Source organism: Streptomyces sp. NPDC012474, assembly GCF_042955185.1.
GTDB lineage: Bacteria > Actinomycetota > Actinomycetes > Streptomycetales > Streptomycetaceae > Streptomyces > Streptomyces cahuitamycinicus.
Genome location: NZ_JBIBEP010000002.1, coordinates 191,068 through 208,033, shown reverse-complemented (window position 1 = coordinate 208,033; position 16,966 = coordinate 191,068). Strand labels below are relative to the sequence as shown.

15 protein-coding genes, 1 tRNA gene and 2 pseudogenes are annotated in these 16,966 nt (G+C 70.8%); 7 read left to right on the top strand and 11 right to left on the bottom strand.

From position 1 onward, the window contains the following. Nucleotides 1-57: 57 nt before the first annotated feature. A complete protein-coding gene (locus ACFY9S_RS05735) occupies nt 58-324 on the top strand; it encodes a ribbon-helix-helix protein, CopG family (protein ID WP_391124229.1) in 267 nt (88 codons plus the stop codon). Beyond that, nucleotides 321-764 (top strand): PIN domain-containing protein, encoded by a 444-nt coding sequence (locus ACFY9S_RS05730; RefSeq protein ID WP_391123424.1) that lies wholly within the window; start codon nt 321-323, stop codon nt 762-764. Before ACFY9S_RS05735 ends, ACFY9S_RS05730 begins: the two co-directional genes overlap by 4 nt. A 294-nt stretch (nt 765-1,058) precedes the next feature. Here the strand turns inward: ACFY9S_RS05730 and ACFY9S_RS05725 are convergent. After that, a tRNA-Gly gene (locus ACFY9S_RS05725) sits at nt 1,059-1,129 on the bottom strand. Nucleotides 1,130-1,677: 548 nt separating this feature from the next. On the opposite strand from ACFY9S_RS05725, the gene dcd reads away from it, so the two are divergent. Both dcd and ACFY9S_RS05715 read left to right on the top strand, forming a co-directional pair. After that, nucleotides 1,678-2,253: a dCTP deaminase gene (gene dcd / locus ACFY9S_RS05720; RefSeq protein WP_102910874.1), complete on the top strand. Its 576-nt coding sequence runs from the start codon at nt 1,678-1,680 to the stop codon at nt 2,251-2,253. A 70-nt stretch (nt 2,254-2,323) separates the two neighbouring features. Then, nucleotides 2,324-2,833, top strand: coding sequence for a phosphoribosyltransferase family protein (locus tag ACFY9S_RS05715; protein ID WP_391123422.1), 510 nt, complete (start codon nt 2,324-2,326; stop codon nt 2,831-2,833). A 173-nt stretch (nt 2,834-3,006) separates the two neighbouring features. On the opposite strand, the gene ACFY9S_RS05710 is transcribed toward ACFY9S_RS05715, so the two are convergent. The 6 genes from ACFY9S_RS05710 to ACFY9S_RS05685 form a co-directional block, all read right to left on the bottom strand. Continuing rightward, nucleotides 3,007-4,032 (bottom strand): YIP1 family protein, encoded by a 1,026-nt coding sequence (locus tag ACFY9S_RS05710; RefSeq protein ID WP_391123420.1) that lies wholly within the window; start codon nt 4,030-4,032, stop codon nt 3,007-3,009. A gap of 83 nt (nt 4,033-4,115) precedes the next feature. After that, the gene (locus ACFY9S_RS05705) at nt 4,116-5,546 is read right to left on the bottom strand and encodes an FG-GAP-like repeat-containing protein (RefSeq protein WP_391123418.1); all 1,431 of its coding nucleotides are present in this window, start codon (nt 5,544-5,546) and stop codon (nt 4,116-4,118) included. A gap of 43 nt (nt 5,547-5,589) precedes the next feature. Next, nucleotides 5,590-7,023 (bottom strand): FG-GAP-like repeat-containing protein, encoded by a 1,434-nt coding sequence (locus ACFY9S_RS05700; protein ID WP_391123415.1) that lies wholly within the window; start codon nt 7,021-7,023, stop codon nt 5,590-5,592. Nucleotides 7,024-7,046: 23 nt separating this feature from the next. Further along, nucleotides 7,047-8,471, bottom strand: coding sequence for an FG-GAP-like repeat-containing protein (locus ACFY9S_RS05695; RefSeq protein WP_391123412.1), 1,425 nt, complete (start codon nt 8,469-8,471; stop codon nt 7,047-7,049). A gap of 38 nt (nt 8,472-8,509) precedes the next feature. Continuing rightward, nucleotides 8,510-9,925, bottom strand: coding sequence for an FG-GAP-like repeat-containing protein (locus tag ACFY9S_RS05690; RefSeq protein ID WP_391123409.1), 1,416 nt, complete (start codon nt 9,923-9,925; stop codon nt 8,510-8,512). 64 nt (nt 9,926-9,989) lie between these two features. Further along, on the bottom strand, nt 9,990-10,199 hold the full coding sequence (locus ACFY9S_RS05685) for a hypothetical protein (protein WP_391124288.1): 210 nt from the start codon (nt 10,197-10,199) through the stop codon (nt 9,990-9,992). Between the two features lie 477 nt (nt 10,200-10,676). Between ACFY9S_RS05685 and ACFY9S_RS05680 the strand changes: the two genes are divergently transcribed. After that, nucleotides 10,677-11,561 carry a DNA-processing protein DprA gene (locus tag ACFY9S_RS05680; protein ID WP_102912452.1) on the top strand — a complete coding sequence of 295 codons (885 nt, stop codon included), beginning with the start codon at nt 10,677-10,679 and terminating at the stop codon, nt 11,559-11,561. Between the two features lie 193 nt (nt 11,562-11,754). Next, nucleotides 11,755-12,324, top strand: coding sequence for a hypothetical protein (locus tag ACFY9S_RS05675; protein ID WP_391123406.1), 570 nt, complete (start codon nt 11,755-11,757; stop codon nt 12,322-12,324). Between the two features lie 99 nt (nt 12,325-12,423). Here ACFY9S_RS05675 and ACFY9S_RS05670 read toward each other — a convergent pair whose 3' ends face one another. Beyond that, a complete protein-coding gene (locus ACFY9S_RS05670; protein WP_391124227.1) occupies nt 12,424-12,948 on the bottom strand; it encodes a TetR family transcriptional regulator C-terminal domain-containing protein in 525 nt (174 codons plus the stop codon). 32 nt (nt 12,949-12,980) lie between these two features. Between ACFY9S_RS05670 and ACFY9S_RS05665 the strand changes: the two are divergent. Then, nucleotides 12,981-13,901 (top strand): annotated as a pseudogene (locus ACFY9S_RS05665) (FAD-dependent monooxygenase); the annotation flags it as partial. A gap of 249 nt (nt 13,902-14,150) precedes the next feature. On the opposite strand, the gene ACFY9S_RS05660 reads toward ACFY9S_RS05665, so the two are convergent. The 3 genes and pseudogenes from ACFY9S_RS05660 to ACFY9S_RS05650 all read right to left on the bottom strand — a co-directional run bounded on the left by ACFY9S_RS05660 (nt 14,151) and on the right by ACFY9S_RS05650 (nt 16,948). After that, nucleotides 14,151-15,437, bottom strand: coding sequence for a glycosyltransferase (locus ACFY9S_RS05660; protein WP_391123403.1), 1,287 nt, complete (start codon nt 15,435-15,437; stop codon nt 14,151-14,153). Between the two features lie 41 nt (nt 15,438-15,478). Further along, nucleotides 15,479-15,652, bottom strand: coding sequence for a hypothetical protein (locus tag ACFY9S_RS05655; RefSeq protein WP_391123400.1), 174 nt, complete (start codon nt 15,650-15,652; stop codon nt 15,479-15,481). Nucleotides 15,653-15,680: 28 nt separating this feature from the next. Next, a pseudogene (locus ACFY9S_RS05650) lies at nt 15,681-16,948 on the bottom strand (nucleotide sugar dehydrogenase). Between the last annotated feature and the right edge of the window lie 18 nt (nt 16,949-16,966).

Below are 16,966 nucleotides of genomic sequence, written 5' to 3'. Positions count from 1 at the left end.
CGACGGGACATGGGGTACGCGGATACATCAATCCGGTACATGGACTACCCTTGGTACATATCCATGAAGCGCACCAACGTCTACGCCGACCCCGAAGACCTGGCCATCATCAAGGAGGCCGCCAAGCGCCGGGGTATAAGCGAGGCCGAGATCATCCGCCAGGGCATCCACCTTGCAGCCATGGCGAACCGGGTCTGGGACGAGCCGCTGTTCTCCCGCACCTTCGAAGGGCCGGGGCGCACGCTGCCCAAGCCGGAGGTCCGGGAAACGGTCGCTGAGGCAGTCCGGCGTGAAGACGGCCCGGGACCCGGATCCGCCGCGTGATCATTGTCATCGCCGATACGTCCGGCCTTCTGGCGGCCCTGGACTCGGCCCATCCGGAACACCGGGCGGCGAACGAGGCGATCATGGCGGCGGGCCTGCTGGTCATGTCCCCGCTCCTGCTGGCCGAACTGGATCACGTGGCGACGCGTGAGCTCGGCAGGGAGGCTGCCCTCAGCGCGGTCGACGACCTGCGGCGCTGGATGGGCCGGGGTCGTGTCGTCATGCCGGAGATCACGGAGGACCACCTGGGCGCCGCCCAGTCCGTCCGTGTCCGCTACCGCGCGCTGGACCTCGACCTCGCCGACGCGGTGAACGTGGCGCTTGCCGCCGACTACGACACGGACGCGATTCTCACCCTCGACCGACGAGACTTCCGGGCCGTACGCCCGTTGGGCCGCTACAAGGCGTTCCGGGTACTCCCCGAGGACCTCCCGCTCTGACACAGGACCCTCGGCCGTCAAGCGCCCGCTCCCACAAGGGGCGTGTGTGCCGCCCACGACGAATTACGTGCAGGACGGGCATCCGCCATCGCCCAAGAACAGCGGGCTGAGGGCTCGCCTCCGGCTCCTCTGCGTGAAAGTGCAGGTCAGCGCCGCGCTGCGAGGTGATTGGGGCGCCCCTCAAGGCGCGCGTGCCCTCTACGTGCCCAATCTCGGGTACAGGAGTACTCGCAAAACGCAGCGACGACTCCCAATGAAACAAGCCCCAGGCCGCTGACCTGGGGCTTCAAGAAGAGCGGGTGACGAGAATCGAACTCGCGCTCTCAGCTTGGGAAGCTGATGTTCTACCATTAAACTACACCCGCGTAAGACGCCGATCGGGGTCGGTGTCGAATGCTCGCTCACTCTACCTCATGTCAGACCTCCGGCGTTCGTGCCGCGAGGTCTGAGCGCGTTTCAGGGATGGGATGCGGCTGCGGGGGAACGGAGTTGGGGCGTACGGTGGTGGGGCGTAAGAGGGCCCGGGCGGGACCGGAGTGCCGCCTGGAGGGCCGTCCCTTTGATCCCGTACTGTGGCTTTTGTCGTCAGGCAAGCAACAGCCAGACGCGGCTCTTGGGGAAGGGACTCTTGGACTTGATGGAGCGCACCGTCGTCCGTTGTGCCGATGGGCACGTGTTCACCACCGCTTCGTTCCCGATGCAGCAGGCCGAGCGGCTCGGCCCCGGGCGGCTGCTTCGGTGCCCGCGATGTGCGCGGCTCCGGAGCGTGGTGCCCGTCAGCTATCAGAAGCGGTAGCGACAGCGGTAACGGACAAGGCACAAGGCACAAGGCAATAAGCACAAGGCAATAGGCACAAGGCGCGCGGAGACGTCCGGTTGTGGTCGCTCCGCGCGTCTTGCGTATCCTCGGGGCGTGCTTCTCTCAGACAAGGACATCCGGGCCGAGATCGATGCCGGGCGGGTACGGATCGATCCCTATGACGACACGATGGTGCAGCCGTCGAGCATCGACGTGCGCCTCGACCGCTACTTCCGGGTTTTCGAGAATCACCGGTACCCCCACATCGACCCCGCCATCGAGCAGTCCGACCTGACCCGGCTCGTGGAGCCGGAGGGGGACGAGCCGTTCATCCTGCACCCCGGGGAGTTCGTCCTCGCCAGCACGTACGAGGTCATCTCCCTGCCCGACGATCTCGCCTCCCGGCTGGAGGGCAAGAGCTCGCTGGGGCGCCTGGGACTGGTGACGCACTCCACCGCAGGGTTCATCGACCCCGGCTTCAGCGGGCACGTGACCCTGGAGCTGTCCAACCTCGCCACTCTGCCCATCAAGCTCTGGCCGGGCATGAAGATCGGGCAGCTGTGCATGTTCAAGCTGAGCTCGCCCGCCGAGTACCCGTACGGCAGCGAGCGGTACGGGTCCCGGTACCAGGGGCAGCGCGGGCCGACCGCCTCCCGGTCCTTCCTCAACTTCCACCGGACCCAGGTGTGAGCGACCCGATCGTCAGCGACCCGAAGGTCAGCGAGCCGAAGGTCAGCGAGCCGAAGGGAGCGACGCAGGTATGAGTGACGTGCGCGAGAACCTGACCTATGAGAGGTTCGGCGTCGCCGTGCGTGAGCTCGCGCAGGCCATCGTCGACGACGGCTATGAGCCTGACATAGTCCTCAGCATCGCCCGCGGCGGCGTCTTCGTGGCCGGCGGCCTCGCCTACGCCCTCGACTGCAAGAACATCCACCTGGTGAACGTCGAGTTCTACACCGGTGTGGGGACGACCCTCGAAATGCCCGTCATGCTCGCCCCCGTCCCCAACGTGATCGACTTCTCGCAGAAGAAGGTGCTGATCACCGACGACGTCGCCGACACCGGCAAGACGCTCAAGCTGGTGCGCGACTTCTGCCTCGACACCGTCGCCGAGGTGCGCAGCGCCGTGGTCTATGAGAAGTCCCACTCGCTGGTGAAGTGCGAGTACGTGTGGAAGCGCACCGACGACTGGATCAACTTCCCGTGGAGTGTCTTGCCTCCGGTACACGCCTCTGGGGAAGCGGCGAAGCCGAATACGGAAGCGGATTGATCAGGTGTAGTCGGTAGTCGACCGGTAGGTAGCCGACCTGTGGCCACCGCCAGTGGCGTGATGAGACCCGCCACCACAGCCTGGGCGATGACGTCGTCGGGTGCCCGCTCCGGCAGGGCCGGACAGAAAAAGAGGGGCTCCCGTCGGGAGCCCCTCTTTCGTGCCGTACGGCCTCAGACCGTGCCCAGCTTCACGATCGACAGCAGGGCGATCAGCTGGATCGCCGACGCGCCCAGGGCCTTCGGCCAGGGCAGGTCGTGGGAGCGGCCGACCATGAGGGTCAGCAGGACGCCGCCCGCGATCCAGGTGGCCCAGCCGAGCAGCTGGACGAACATCGCGTCGCCGCCCGCGAACATCGCGAAGACCAGGCGCGGCGCGTCCGTGAGGGACATGATCAGCATGGACAGGCCGACCGTGGGCTGCCAGGCGCCGTCGCCGCCGAGCTGGCGGGCCAGTGTGTGGGTGACCACGCCCAGGACGAAGGCGCTGAGCACCATCGCGACGGCCGTCGTCAGGACGATCGGGACGGCGTTCGACAGTGTGGCGTTTATCGCGTCCTTGCGGGCGCCGTCGAAGCCGAAGACGGCGAGCAGGCCGTAGAGGAACGTGACGATGAGGGCCGGGCCCCACATCGCGTAGTCCCGCATCTGCAGGAACGTCTGGTTGGGGGCGAGGACGATCCCCCGGAGCAGGGCCTTCCAGTGCAGGCGCGGGCCGACCGGGCCGGGCGGCGGGGCGGCCGAGCCGGCGCGGTAGGTGTCGCCCTGGGTGTAGGGGTCCTGGCCGACCGAGAAGGCCTGGGTGTGGCCCGGGTTGTTCGCCGCGTACGGGTCGGGCGGACCCTGCGGGCCTTGCGGGCCGGGCGGGTACGCGCCGTCGCCGAAGTACTCCGGCTCGCCCTGGCCGCCGTAGCCACCGCCGTGCGCGGCGTTCGGCTGCGGCCATGCCGGGCCGCCGCCGTTGCCGTACGGCGGCGGCTGCCGCGGGTACGGCTGCGGCGGCGCCGGCGGGGAGCCGTACGACGGCCCCTGCGGCGTCTGCTGCCCGTACGGGGGGTTTTGCGGTCGCGTCTGAGGAGCGCCGTTGTTCCGGCCGCGTCCGATCCTGAATCCAGCCACGTCTTCGAACGTACCTGGTCCCGCGCGGTGGCGTGCCGGGCCCGGGCTTCCGGGCCCGGCTTTGCGGCCGAGCTGTGACATCCCTTAAGGGGCAGGGGCCTTGGGCGTCCGTGGGCGGTCAGGGTTCCGCCGTACGGGCGGCGCCACGGCCCCTCGGGGCGGCGTCAGCCGAGCATGTCCTGGCCGAGCCTCAGGTAGCCGGTCGTCGACATGCCGAGCGAGCCGGGGCCGAAGCTGATCGCGTTCTTCGTCGTCACGCCCGAGGCCGAGCCGCGCAGGCCGAAGACGGCGCCGGAGGGGTGGTTCTCGCCGTCGGCACCGACGGACAGGTCCGCCTTGCCGTCGCCGGTGAGGTCGGACAGGCGTACGGACGCGCCGAAGCGGTCGGCGGACTCGGCGGTGCCGGGGACGCCGACCGTGTTCTGGGTGAACGACTGGGCGCCGGTGGCGGTCAGGCCGGCGGCCGAGCCGCGCAGGACCGTGACCATGCCGGCGATCTTCGTGGTGCCGATGGTCTCGTGGAGGGCGCCGACGGCCAGGTCGCCGTAGCCGTCGCCGTTGACGTCGGCGATGGAGAGGGCGTTGCCGAACCAGTCGCCTTCCTCGTCGGCGCCGGGGACTCCGGGGGTGTCCTGGTCGATCGTGGTCTGGGGCTGGGTGCGGACGCCGTTCGCGCTGCCGAGGTAGGCGCTGACGGAACCGCCGAGGCTCTTGCCGTCGCCGCCGTACGCCGCCGAGACGACGTCGTCGTAGCCGTCGCCGTTCAGGTCGCCGACGGTCGCCAGCTCCCAGCCGCCGCTCCTGAGGAACGTCTGGTACGTGAAGCCGGAGGCGGAGCCGAGGTAGATCATGTTGCCGTCGTCGTACGTCGACGCCTCGCTGCCCGTGACGACCAGGTCGTCGGTGCCGTCGCCGTCGAGGTCGCCGGCGGAGAGGTCCTGGGCGCCGTAGATGCTGTTGCCGGTCTGGAGGCCGGTGGCGAGTTCGTGGCGGGCCGCGGGGCCGGAGGTCTTGGTGAAGCTCTCGTGGATCCAGATGTCGCTGCCGGTGCCGCCGACGGCGAGGTCGGGGCGGCGGTCCCCGTCGAAGTCGCCGACGGTGACGGACATGCCGTACTCGTCGTGGGCCGACACGGCCGGGTCGGGGACGCCCTTGCCGCCGGACAGGCCGCTCTTGCCGCCCCAGACGACCGTGACGGAGCCGCCGTCGACGTCGGATCCGATGTCCTCGCCGACGCTGCCGATCACGAGGTCGGCGTACCCGTCGGCGTTGAGGTCGCCGGAGGTGAGGGACTTGCCGAAGCGGTCGCCCTGCTCGGCGGTGCCGGGGATGCCGGCGGTGTCCTGGGTGAGGATCGTGCGGTGGGTGGCGCTGATGCCGTTCGCGGAGCCGTAGGTGACGACGACGGCGCCCGCGTCGGTCTTGCCGCCGACGGGAGTGTAGGGCGCGGCGGTGGCGAGGTCGCGGTAGCCGTCGCCGTTGAAGTCGTCGGCGTACTCGGCGGGGGCGGCGGAGACCGGTGCCGCCAGGGCGAGCGGGGTGAGACCTGCGGTCAGCAGGGCGGCGGTGAGGGTGGCCGCAGTCTTCCTGCGCATGAGGTGTTCCTCCTGGTAGGTGGTGGGGTCATGGTCCGCGGGATCAGCCCGCGAGTACGTCTCCGAAGGCGGCGTCGGCCGCCGGGCCGCCGACCGTCGCGGCGCCGAAGGACTTGGACCCGGTGGCCGTGACGCCGGACGAGGCGGACTTCAGCAGCCAGACCGCACCGTCGCCGGTGTTCTCGCCGGAGGCGCTCGCCACCAGCCCCGCCCGGCCGTCACCGCTCGCGTCGGTGAGCCGCACGGCGTAGCCGAAGTGGTCGTACGCCTCGGCGGTGCCCGGGACGCCCGCGGTGTTCTGCGAGAAGGACTTGGCGCCGTTGCCGGTCAGACCGGACGCCGAGCCGCGCAGGACCGTGACCATGCCGGCCTGCTTCACCGAGCCGAGTGCCTCGTAGGGGGTGCCGACCGCGATGTCGGTGTAGCCGTCGCCGTTGGTGTCGCCGGCCGACAGGCTCCAGCCGAAGCGGTCGTTCCGCTCGGCGGCGCCGGGCACGCCGGCGGTGTCCTGGGTGATGCGCACGGGGGTGCGGGTGCTCAGGCCGCCGGCCGCGCCGTAGGTCACCGTGACCGCGCCCCCGGGGCCGCCGTTCGGCTCCTCCGCGGACTTCTCCATGAAGTTGCCGGTGACGATGTCGCCGTAGCCGTCCTTGTTCACGTCCGCGATGACGGCGTCGTACCCCCCGGCGGCCTTGCCGCCCGGCGTGAGGCCGGTGGCGGAGCCCTTGTACAGCACGCTGCGGGTGCGGTAGCCGTCGCCGGCCGCCTCCTGGCCCATGACCAGCAGGTCCGACCGGCCGTCGCCGGTGACGTCGCCCGCGACGACCCGGTCGGTGTTGATGCCGGTCTGGGCGGAGGTGTCGACGCCGGTGAGCTCGGCGGCCTTGCCGGTGCGGGTGATCGGGCCCTCGAAGACGTTCAGTTCGGGGTAGGCGATGTTGGCGGCGGCCAGGTCGGTGTCGCCGTCGCCGTCGAAGTCGCCGGTGGCGACGGACCAGCCCAGCTCCTTGCGGTTCTCGGGGAGCGGGGCGGACAGGTCCGTCGCGGTCTTCAGGCCGCTCGCGCCGCCCCAGACGACGGTGAGGACGCCCGAGTCGTCGGTGGAGCCGATCCGCTCGGCGTGCACGCCCACGATCAGGTCGGTGTAGCCGTCGTCGTCAAGGTCGCCGGTGGTCAGGCGGTCGCCGAAGTAGTCCTGCGACTCCGGGACGCCCGGGATGCCGTCGGTGGCCTGGCTGATGATCTGGCGCTTGGAGCTGTCGAGGCCGTTCGCGGTGCCGTAGACGACGGCGACGTAGCCCGCTGCGGTCTTGCCGGCGATCTTGCCGAGCGGCGCGGCGATCGCGAGGTCGCGGTGGCCGTCGCCGTTGAAGTCGCCGGACAGGCCGGAGGGCGCGGCGGCGGCCTGCGTGGCGGGCAGGGCGGTGAGCAGGCCGGTGGTGAGGGCCGCGGCCAGGAGGAGGGTGCGTCTGCGCATCTTCGATTCCCCGTTGTCGGTGATCAGGAGTTGAGTGCGGTGCCGTAGCCGGGCGCGCCGGCTGTCGAGACGCCCGTCGTGCCCGGGCCGAAGCTCGTCGAGCCGGTGGCCGTCGGGCCGGTCGCCGTGGCTCGCAGGGACCAGATCGCGCCGTCGCCGGCGTTCTCGCCCGGCGCGGAGACGGACAGGTCGGCGCGGCGGTCGCCGGTGTGGTCGGTGAGCGTGACGCGTTCGCCGAAGCGGTCGCCCTGCTCCGAGGCGCCGGGCACCCCGGTGGTGTTCTGGGTGTACGACGTGGCGCCCCTGGTGGTCAGGCCGGACGCCGAGCCGTACAGCACGGTGACGGCACCGGCGGAGCCGTTCTCGCCCGCGGTACCGATCGCCAGGTCGGCGTATCCGTCGCCGTTGACGTCGCCGAGACCGACGCCGCTGCCGAAGCGGTCGCCCTTCTCGGCGGCGCCGGGTACGCCGGCCGTGTCCTGGGTGAGGACGAGCGGGGCGCGGCCGTTGTCGCGGCCGTCGGGTCCGCCGTAGACGACGGTGACCTTGCCGCCGAGGGCGCCCTCGGGGTCGGCGGAGGCCTCCCGGTCGTTCCCCACCGCGATGTCGTCGTGGCCGTCGCCGTCGATGTCGCCCACGGCGGAGACGAACCCCGCGGGCAGCTTCTCCAGCCAGTCGGTGTAGTTGCCGATCTTCATGTCGGCGAGGGAGGTGGTGGCGGCGCCGTTGTGCGCGGCGCGGCCGTGCAGGACCACGCGGGGGCGGCCGTCGCCGGTGACGTCGCCGGCGGAGAGGTGGGTGATGCCGTGCGAGGACGACCACCAGTCGTTGCGCGAGCCCGAACCGCCGTTGGAGGCGCTGGTCCTGGTGATCGGGCCGTTCACGAGGGAGAGGGTGACCGGGCCGGTGGAGCCGACGGCGACGTCCACGTCGCCGTCGCCGTCGAAGTCGCCCGCGGCCAGCGTCCGGCCGTAGCGGTCGTAGTCGGTGCTGAAGAAGCTGAACAGCGAGCGGGCCCCGGACAGGCCGGACGTCGATCCCCAGACGATGGTGACCGTGCCGTCGTTGGTGTCGCTGCCGTCCTCGCCGGGTGTGCCGATCAGCAGGTCGGCATAGCCGTCGGTGTTCAGGTCGGCGGAGGCGAGGGCGGAGCCGAACGCGTCGTCGGCCTCGGCGGCACCGGGCATGCCCGCGGTGTTCTGGGTCAGCAGGGTGCGCGTGGAGCTCTTCGGCCCGCTGGTGCTGCCGTAGACCACCGACACGGCACCGGCTTTCGCCTGTCCGGCGACGGTGGCGCCCGGCGCGCCGATCGCGAGGTCGGTGCGGCCGTCGCCGTTGAAGTCGTAGGGGGCGGCGGGCGTCACGGCGTGCGCGGCGGGGGCGGAGAGGGTGAGGGCGAGCGGGGTCAGGGCCGCGGCGAGGACGGCGGCGGTGATACGGGTGCGCATGGGAGTGCGGGCCTCACAGGGGAGAAGTCGACGGGGCGTCACTGGGCGACGACGGAGCCGAAGCCGGTGCCGGGCTTCAGGGCGACGGCGGTGGCCGTGATGCCCTGGGCGCCGCTCGTGGTCAGGCCGGAGGCGGAACCGCGCAGGGTCCACAGGCCGCCGGTGGAGTTCTCGCCGTCGACGCCGACCACCAGGTCCGCCCTGCCGTCCTTCGTCACGTCGGTCAGGCCGACCGCGGAACCGAAACGGTCCCAGGACTCGGCGGAGCCGGGCACCCCGGCGGTGTTCTGGGTGTACGACTTCACGCCGCTGCTGGTCTTCAGGCCGGTGGCGGAGCCGAACAGCACGGTCACCGAGCCCGCGTCCCTCGCCGAGCCGACGTCCTCGCCCGGGGCGGAGACCACGACGTCGGCGTACCCGTCGCCGTTGATGTCGCCGGTGCTCACCGCGCTGCCGAAGCCGTCCCCGGTCTCGCCCGCGCCGGGCACGCCCGCGGTGTCCTGGTGGACGACGGACGGCTGCTGCGCCGGGTCGGGGCCGTTCGGGCCGCCGTACCAGACGGTGATCTGCCCGCCCTTGTGGCCGCCGGGCTTGAGGTCGTACGGGTCCGTGTGGTCGCCGAGGACGAGGTCGCCGTAGCCGTCGCGGTTGATGTCGCCGATGGAACCGGGGTAGCCGTCGGCGTTCGGCAGATCGGCCATCTTGTACGTCGTGCCGGTCCAGCGGAAGTAGTCGATCTGGCCGCCGGTGTCGCCGTCCACGTTGAACGGGTAGACGCGTTCGGCCGCGCCGTCGCCGGTCATGTCACCGGCGATGACCTCGAACGTCGTGCCGACCTCACCGACGACGGAGTGGGACGAGGGGCCCGCGGCCCGGGTGAAGGGGCCGCGGTAGATACGGGTGTGGCTCTGGCCGGTGAGCGTGACGTCCGTGTCGCCGTCGCCGTCGAAGTCGCCGGTCGCGATGCCCCGGGAGAAGTTGCCGTACTCGGACAGCGTCGACGGCTGCGGCAGGCCCTTGCCGCTGGTCAGACCCGACTTGCCGCCCCACAGAACCGTGCCGGAGCCGATGCCGTCCCGGTCGCCGATGCTCTCGTTGGAGGCGCCGACGACGAGGTCGGAGTAGCCGTCCCGGTCCAGGTCTCCGGTGGCCAGGGCGGAGCCGAACAGGTCGCCCGACTCGGCGGTGCCGGGCACCCCGGCGGTGTTCTGGGTGATGACGGCCTTGCGGGCGGCCGAGACCCCGGACGCCGAGCCGTACAGCACGACGACCGCGCCGGCGCAGGAGGCCGAGCCGACGTCGGTGCAGGCGGCGCCGGCCGCCAGGTCGCGGTATCCGTCGCCGTTGAAGTCCCCGGCGAGGCCGGAGGGGGCGGCGGTGGCCGGGGCGGCCAGGGTGGCGGAGAGGAGGCCGGTGGCGAGGGCGGCGGCCGGCAGGAGGGTGCGCTTGCGCAAGGTGGGGCTCCGGGTGGGAGAGGGCCGGACCTGGAAGGCCCGGCCCGGGAGATGCGGGGGCGTCTCAGTCGGCGAAGTTGGCGCCGAAGTTCGGGTAGCCCGTCGTCGAGACGCCCGAGGCGCTCGGGGAGACGGTGCGCGAACCGGTCGCGGTGATCCTCGTGCCGTCGGACGGCAGGTAGAGGACCGCGCCGGTGATGACACCGGCCTTCAGCTGCCGGGCGCCGGTGGCGGACACGTGCCGGCGCCCGCAGGGGCGCTCGTGCTGCTGCATGCGGGTCTCCTGCTGCATGCGGGGGATGCCTGGCGGACATCCACAGTCGATGGAGGGCCGGGTCGTCCGTGTTCGCCGGGAGTTGTCCGGGCGTTCACGGCTGGTCGGCGATCAAGAGACCTGCGGAGGGGCGTAAGGGTTGTACGTGAGTTCGGTTGATTTCCGGTGCTGCTCGGGGTGTGCGGTGAGGGGCCGGCGGTCGTCGGGGTGAGGGTCCGGCGGTCGTCGGCCGGTACCGCATGTCGACCGAGGTCATGCGGTCCTGCCCGGTGAGCGGCTCCAGCCGCACGGGTGCGCTCCTGGGCTCCAAGGGCCGGGGCACTGGGACTGCCTTGCGTTTGCATGACCGCTCCCGCGCCGGAAACTCATCGGACTGCGCTCATCCTCTCCGCCGACGCCGAGCGAGCCCCGAATCCGCGAGTGACCCCGAATCCGCGAGTGACCGGCTGCCGCGGACGTTCTTCCTATACTTGCGACATGGACCACGAGCTGGAGCGAGCCGCCCTCGTCGCATTGCTGCGGCGTGGCGACCGGCCCTGGCCCGAGCTGACCGACCAGATCGAGTCGGTCGGAAGCGCCCGCGACGTTCTCGAGCATGCCGTTGACGCCTCGGGGCAGAGCGCCCTGTTCGACACCGGTCCTGCCGTGGATCTGGACTCCGTCGCCGCGGAGATCTCGGCCTGGGAGCACGAGGGCATGCGGCTGGTGACGATCCTGGACGACGATTACCCGCTGTACCTGAGGCTGGTCCACCAGCGTCCGCCGTTCCTGTTCCTTCGGGGAACGCCCGTCGAGGACGACCTTCGGGTCGCGGTCGTCGGTACGCGTGCCCCCAGCCCGGAGGGCATCGCACATGCCCGTGCCATCGCGGGCGGGCTGGCCGAGCGTGGCGTCACCGTTGTCAGCGGCCTGGCCGCCGGAATCGACACCGCCGCACACGGCACGGCCCTCGCTGTCGGCGGACGCACGGTCGCCGTCATCGGCACCGGCCTCCGGCGAACCTACCCGGCGCAGAACGCCGACCTGCAGAGAGAAATCGTCGAGCGGGGGCTTGTGGTCTCCCAGTTCTGGCCTGACGCACCGCCCTCGAAAGTGTCATTCCCCATGCGTAACGCTGTGATGAGTGGATACAGCCTCGCCACCGTGGTGGTGGAGGCGGCGTACCGCAGCGGCGCTCGTATGCAGGCACGCCTGGCGCTTGAACATGGACGCCGCGTATTCCTCATGCGCTCTCTCATGACGCACGAATGGGCGCGGGAGTACGCGAGCCGGCCCAACACCACCGTCATCGACGGTCCTGATGACGTCTTCAGCCAACTCGACTCGCTCGTCCCCACCACGGGCGAGCTCACCTGGGCATAGACAGGCGTACCGCGTGGCAACCGTTTCCGAGCTGTCCGCCCGCTACGCGAACTTTCTCGTACACCCGCTGCTGCCGGGACCAGGCGTCTGTCAGGTCTGCCGCGGCACGGCAAAGCCCGGCTACCCCACCTGCTGGCAGTGCCAGGAGGCCAGGAGGATCTTAGGCTCGAGGGTCGCGGATGCCGTGGTTCCGGTGAGCCTGGCGCTGAAGAACGAGCAGTACGCCAACGAGTTGTGGCGCTACAAGAACACCAGTGGTGCGCAGCAGCACCACTTCCGCACGGGTCTGGCAGCCGTCCTGTGGCGCTTTCTCGCCCTCCATGAATCCTGCATCGCGGCCCACTGCGCCGTACCCGGCTTCAGTGTCGTGACTACGGTGCCCAGCACCTGCGGCCGGGAGTCGCACCCTCTGCGCACCATGGTCGCGGACATGGTCGGCGCGACACGCGGGCGCTATCGCGACATGCTCACTCCGACGTCAGAGGCGGCAGCCCTCGGCCGTAGGGGTTCCTCGTCGCGCTACACCTCTTCGGCGCTCTGGGGCGAGAATGTGCTGCTCGTCGACGACACCTGGACCACAGGCCACCACGCCCAGTCCGCGGCTGCGGCCCTGAAAGCGGCAGGCGCAGGCACCGTGGTCATCGTCGTTCTCGGCCGTCACCTCAACCTCAGCTACGGCGACACAGCCACCCTCGTCGAACAGGCTCGACTGCGCAGCTTCTCCTGGGCCGCCTGCGCACTACGGCCATGGGGGCACGACTGAGCCGGTGACCGGGCTCGGCGTACCGACAGGGACAATCGACGTCCCGCGCCAGTGGGCGCCTGTGGCGTGCGGCTAGGTCGACTCGGCTCTCCACCGTGGCTACTCGGGTCGAACGTGGAGGGCCGGGTCCTGGCGCAGGGCGGCGGTGACCAGGCCCTCCAAGGGCTCGCGCGGCACTTCACCGCCGCTCACCAGCCGGTCGAAGACCAGCCCGTCGATGCAGGTCAGCAGGGTGTGTGTACGGCTTTCGACATCCGTCACGCCCTGACCGGCGAGGAACAGCCGGACGGCCTCCCGGCCGGCGTTCTCGCGGGGGACGAGGATCTCGCGCAGCTCAGGGTCGCGGACGCTCTCCACGGCGCAGGCGTACCGGGCGAGTGAGCGGCGGCGGCCTGCGCCGGTAAGGCGCCGCCGAGTGAGCAACACCATGCCGTCCACCAGTTCCTCGGCCGTGCGGACGGGAGGGAGGTGCTCGGCGATTGTCTGCAGTTCATCCTGGTCGAGTTGGACCAGGTGCGTGACGAGTGCGGTGAGCAGCGCGGCCCGGGTGCGGAAGTACGCAGATGTGGTACCTGGCGGCAGGGCCGCTCTACGGTCGACTGCCCGGTGGGTCAGGCCGCGGATCCCTTCGTCGGCGAGTGCGTCGAGAGCCGCGTCCGCGAGGCGGTTGGCTGGCCCGGATGGACGGCGCGGTGCTGGAACAGGCGGTGGGCACGCCGATCATGGGCATCCCTCGCTCCACCTTGCACCGGCTGCTTCGCGAGGCCCTGCCCACCGAGGCACTGCTGATCGGCTCCGAGGCCGACTCGGTCCGGCAGATCGGCTCTGAGACGGTTCGAGTCGGCTGTGACGGCACGGTCCTTGACGCCGATCTGGTGGTGGCCGCCGACGGCATCGGCAGCAAGGTGCGCAGCCTTGTCTTCCCAGCCCACCCCGGACCGGTCTACAGCGGCTCGACGGTGCTGCGAGCCATCACCGAGCAGACGGTCGAACTGCGTAACGACTTCGAGTTGACCTGGGGGCACGGGTCGGAGTTCGGGCACATTGCCCTTCGTGACGGGAGGGCCGAATGGCACGCCGTCCTCAACATGCCCGCCGGGGTGCGGTTCGCCGACCCGCTGGCCGAGCTGCGCCGACGGTTCCGTGGCTGGCACGACCCGGTCCCGGCGTTGTTCGACGCGACCCGGCCTGCCGCCGTGTTGCACCATGACGTCAACGAAATCCGCACGCCGCTCCTCTCGTACACGGTCGGCCGGATCGCGCTGCTCGGTGACGCGGCACACGCGATGACCCCTCACCTCGGCCAGGGTGCCTGCCAGGCATTGGAGGACGCGGTCACCCTGGCCGCCGCACTCGCCGCCGAGTCCACCGTCGAATCCGCGCTCGCCCGCTACGACGCCGAGCGCCGGCCGCGCAGCCAGGCGGTCGCGCGTGCTGCTCGGCAGGCCGGGCGGATGGGCCAGCAGCTCTCCCACCCACTGGCCGTGACTCTGCGCAACACGGCGATGCGGCTGACACCCTCCCGCGTAGCAGCGCACATGATCCTTCGGCACCACGCCTGGGTCCCCCCGCGGCTGACCCGGTCCGACTCGGGCCCCGCCAACTCACCACCAGAGACGCCCAGCGGCGAAATAGACGCCTCTGAGCATGGATGATCGACCCGGCGACCCGGCGACCCGGCGACCCGGCGACCCGGCGACCCGGCGACCCGGCGACCCGGCGACCCGGCGGCCCGGCGGCCCGGCCCCCTCGCCCTGGCGCGGACACCTGCGAGCATCCAGATGAACCCAGCGACCCGTGCCGTGGGCCGGACGGGACGTGGGCGCTCATGCCCCGATCGGCTTGTCCGCAGGCGCTCGGTGCCGTCCCGCGGGCAGCGCCGTCTTCGCCGTCAGCCCCCGCGACTGCCATGCGTTGTCGCGCAGCTTGAACAGGGCCCAGTACCGCGTCGGGCACAGCAGCACGATGTTCATGAACACGGCCGCCGGGGTGCCGACGAGCCAGGAGCGCCAGCGCTGCCGGGCGGTCATGTCCGGGCGCATCAGGACGTAGAGCCCGGACTGGCCGAAGCGCACCACCAGGTACACGGCGAGATACACCAGGGCGATCCCGGGGTTGTGGTATCGCCCGCCCAGCGTCAGGAGCGTCATGACGACGATCCAGGCCAGCATCACCGGCGTGATGACAAGCTGGAGCAGCCCGAACGTCGGCGATATGAGCTGCTTCGGCGACAGCCGCGCGTACACGAACGGCAGCATCCACCACCACGAGCGGGCCCACCGCAGCCGCTGCCGGTAGGTCTTCTGCAGCGTAGTCGGCATGTCGGTGACGACCCCGGCCTCGTTCACGGCCACGACCTCACCGCGCATGAGCGCCCTGAGCGCCAGCCAGCGGTCGTCGCCCGTGCCGCACTCCACCTCATAGGCGTCGAGGTGGTCGTAGAGCAGCTCGGCCCGGTAGAGAGCCAGGGCGCCCGAGGTTGTCTCCAGGGCACCGAGCATGGAGCGCGAGGAGCGCATCATCACGCACGAGGTGCCGATGTCGATGTCCGCGGCCCGGGAGACCCAGGTCTCCTCGAAGTTGCGGACGTAGATCATGCCGGTGGTGGCCTGGATGCGCGGGTTGCTCATGGCGCGCAGCTGCTGCTCCAGCGCGTCCGGGAAGGGCTCGCCGTCGGAGTCGATGGTGAGCACGTACTCGAAGTGCTTGTGCTGCTCCTGGAGGTGCCGCAGCACGGTGACCTGGGCCCCGCGCTTGCCCTTGTTCTCCTGCCGGTGCCAGAAGACCCGGGGGTGGTCGAAGGGCTCGACGGGATGCTGCCGCGAGCCGTCGTCGATGACGTGGATCTCGTCGATCGGGTGGGTCTGAGCCAGCAGCGACCGCACCGTGCGGTGCAGGTTCTCCGTGGGTTCCTCGAAGGCCGGGATGATCGCCACGGTCCGGCCCGGGGCCACCGGGAGGTGCGTGAAGGACCGGCCCTTCAGGAACGACACGAGGCACAGCACGATCACGGCCACGCCCAGCCACCAGTAGAACGTCAGGATCGGGCTCTTCGACTGGGCGTGCACCACCACGGTGGCAGCGGCCAGAGCCGCCACCACCACAGCGGTCACCACGGTGAGCCTCACCCGCGGCGCACGGTCGTGGAACGCGCTCAAGCGGTCACTCGCTTGCCGCGGGTCGCCGTGCGGAACACCGCGACACCACCGATCACGAGGAGCATCGCCGCGAGCACGATCCATCCGAGCGCCGTTCCGCCGGTCGCCGCCAGGGCCGCTCCGCCCGTGGCGGTTCCGATCGCCGCGCCCACACCGTTCTGTCCGTACATGTTGTCCCTGCTTTCCTTCCGGGGCTCTCTAGAGCCGTTCGATGTGTGGTGCGTCGGCCATGACGCCGCGGGTGTCGAGCACGTAAGGGGCCTCGGCGGCGAGCCGGACGAGGTCGAATTCGGGGTGCGGGGTGAGCAGGACGACGGCCTCGAAGTCGGAGAGGGTCGCTGCCGTCCCTGTCGCCGACTCGAACGGAATCTCCCGGCAAGCCCCCTCCGCCTCCGGCAGATACGGATCCGCGACGGTGACCTCCGCCCCCATCTGCCGCAGCCGGTCGATGACTTCGACGGCCGGTGACTGACGGGCGTCCGAGGTGCCCGGCTTGTACGTGGCGCCGAGTGCGAGGATCCGCGCCCCGTGCACACTCCGCCGGAACCGCCGGCTGAGGGCGTCCTGCAGCCGCCGCACCACGTAGTCCGGCTGGCTCTCGTTGATGTCCTGGGCCAGCTCGATGAGCCGGAAGGTCTGCCCGTGCCGTGCCTTGACGTGGTGGCTGAGGTAGACCGGGTCGATGGGCAGGCAGTGACCGCCGACCCCGGGCCCGGGCAGGAACTTCGTGAACCCGAAGGGCTTGGTCGCGGCCAGCTCCAGGGTGTGCCAGACGTCCACGCCGAGCGTGTGGGCCATCCGCGAAAGTTCGTTGACCAGCGCGATGTTGACGTGCCGGTAAGTGTTCTCGAACACCTTGGCCAGCTCGGCCTCTTCGAGTCCGGAGGCGGGGACGGTGACGTCGGTGACGGTGTCGTAGAAGGCCTTCACGCGCTCCAGACAGCCCTCGGTCAGCCCGGCGACGATCTTCGGCGTGTTCTCCAGGCCCCAGTCGGCGTTGCCGGGGTCGATGCGCTCGGGCTGAACCCGACGTGGAAGTCCCGCCCGGCGACGAGGCCGGAGCCCTCCTCGAGCAGCGGTACGAGCACGTCACGGGTGGTGCCGGGGTGGGTCGTCGATTCGAGCACGACGGTGGCGCCCGGCTCGATCCACTCGGCGAGCACGCGGCCGGCGTCCCGTACACAACTCAGGTCCGGGGCCCGGTCGGTGAGCGGCGTGGGCACGGTGATGACCGCGACGTCGAACCCCTTGAGGTCCTGTGGATCGGAGCTCGCGTAGTACGTGTCCGAGCCGAGCACCGCCTGAAGCCGGTCGTCGCCGATGTCCTCGACGTACGACGACCCGGCGGCCAGTGCCTCGCAGCGCGCCCGGTCTGGCTCGTAGCCGGTGACGGTGTGCCCGACCTCGGCGGCCCTCACGGCCAGGGGCAGGCCGACATAGCCCTGCCCCAGCACACATATGTGCATGGTGGATTCCTCACCCCT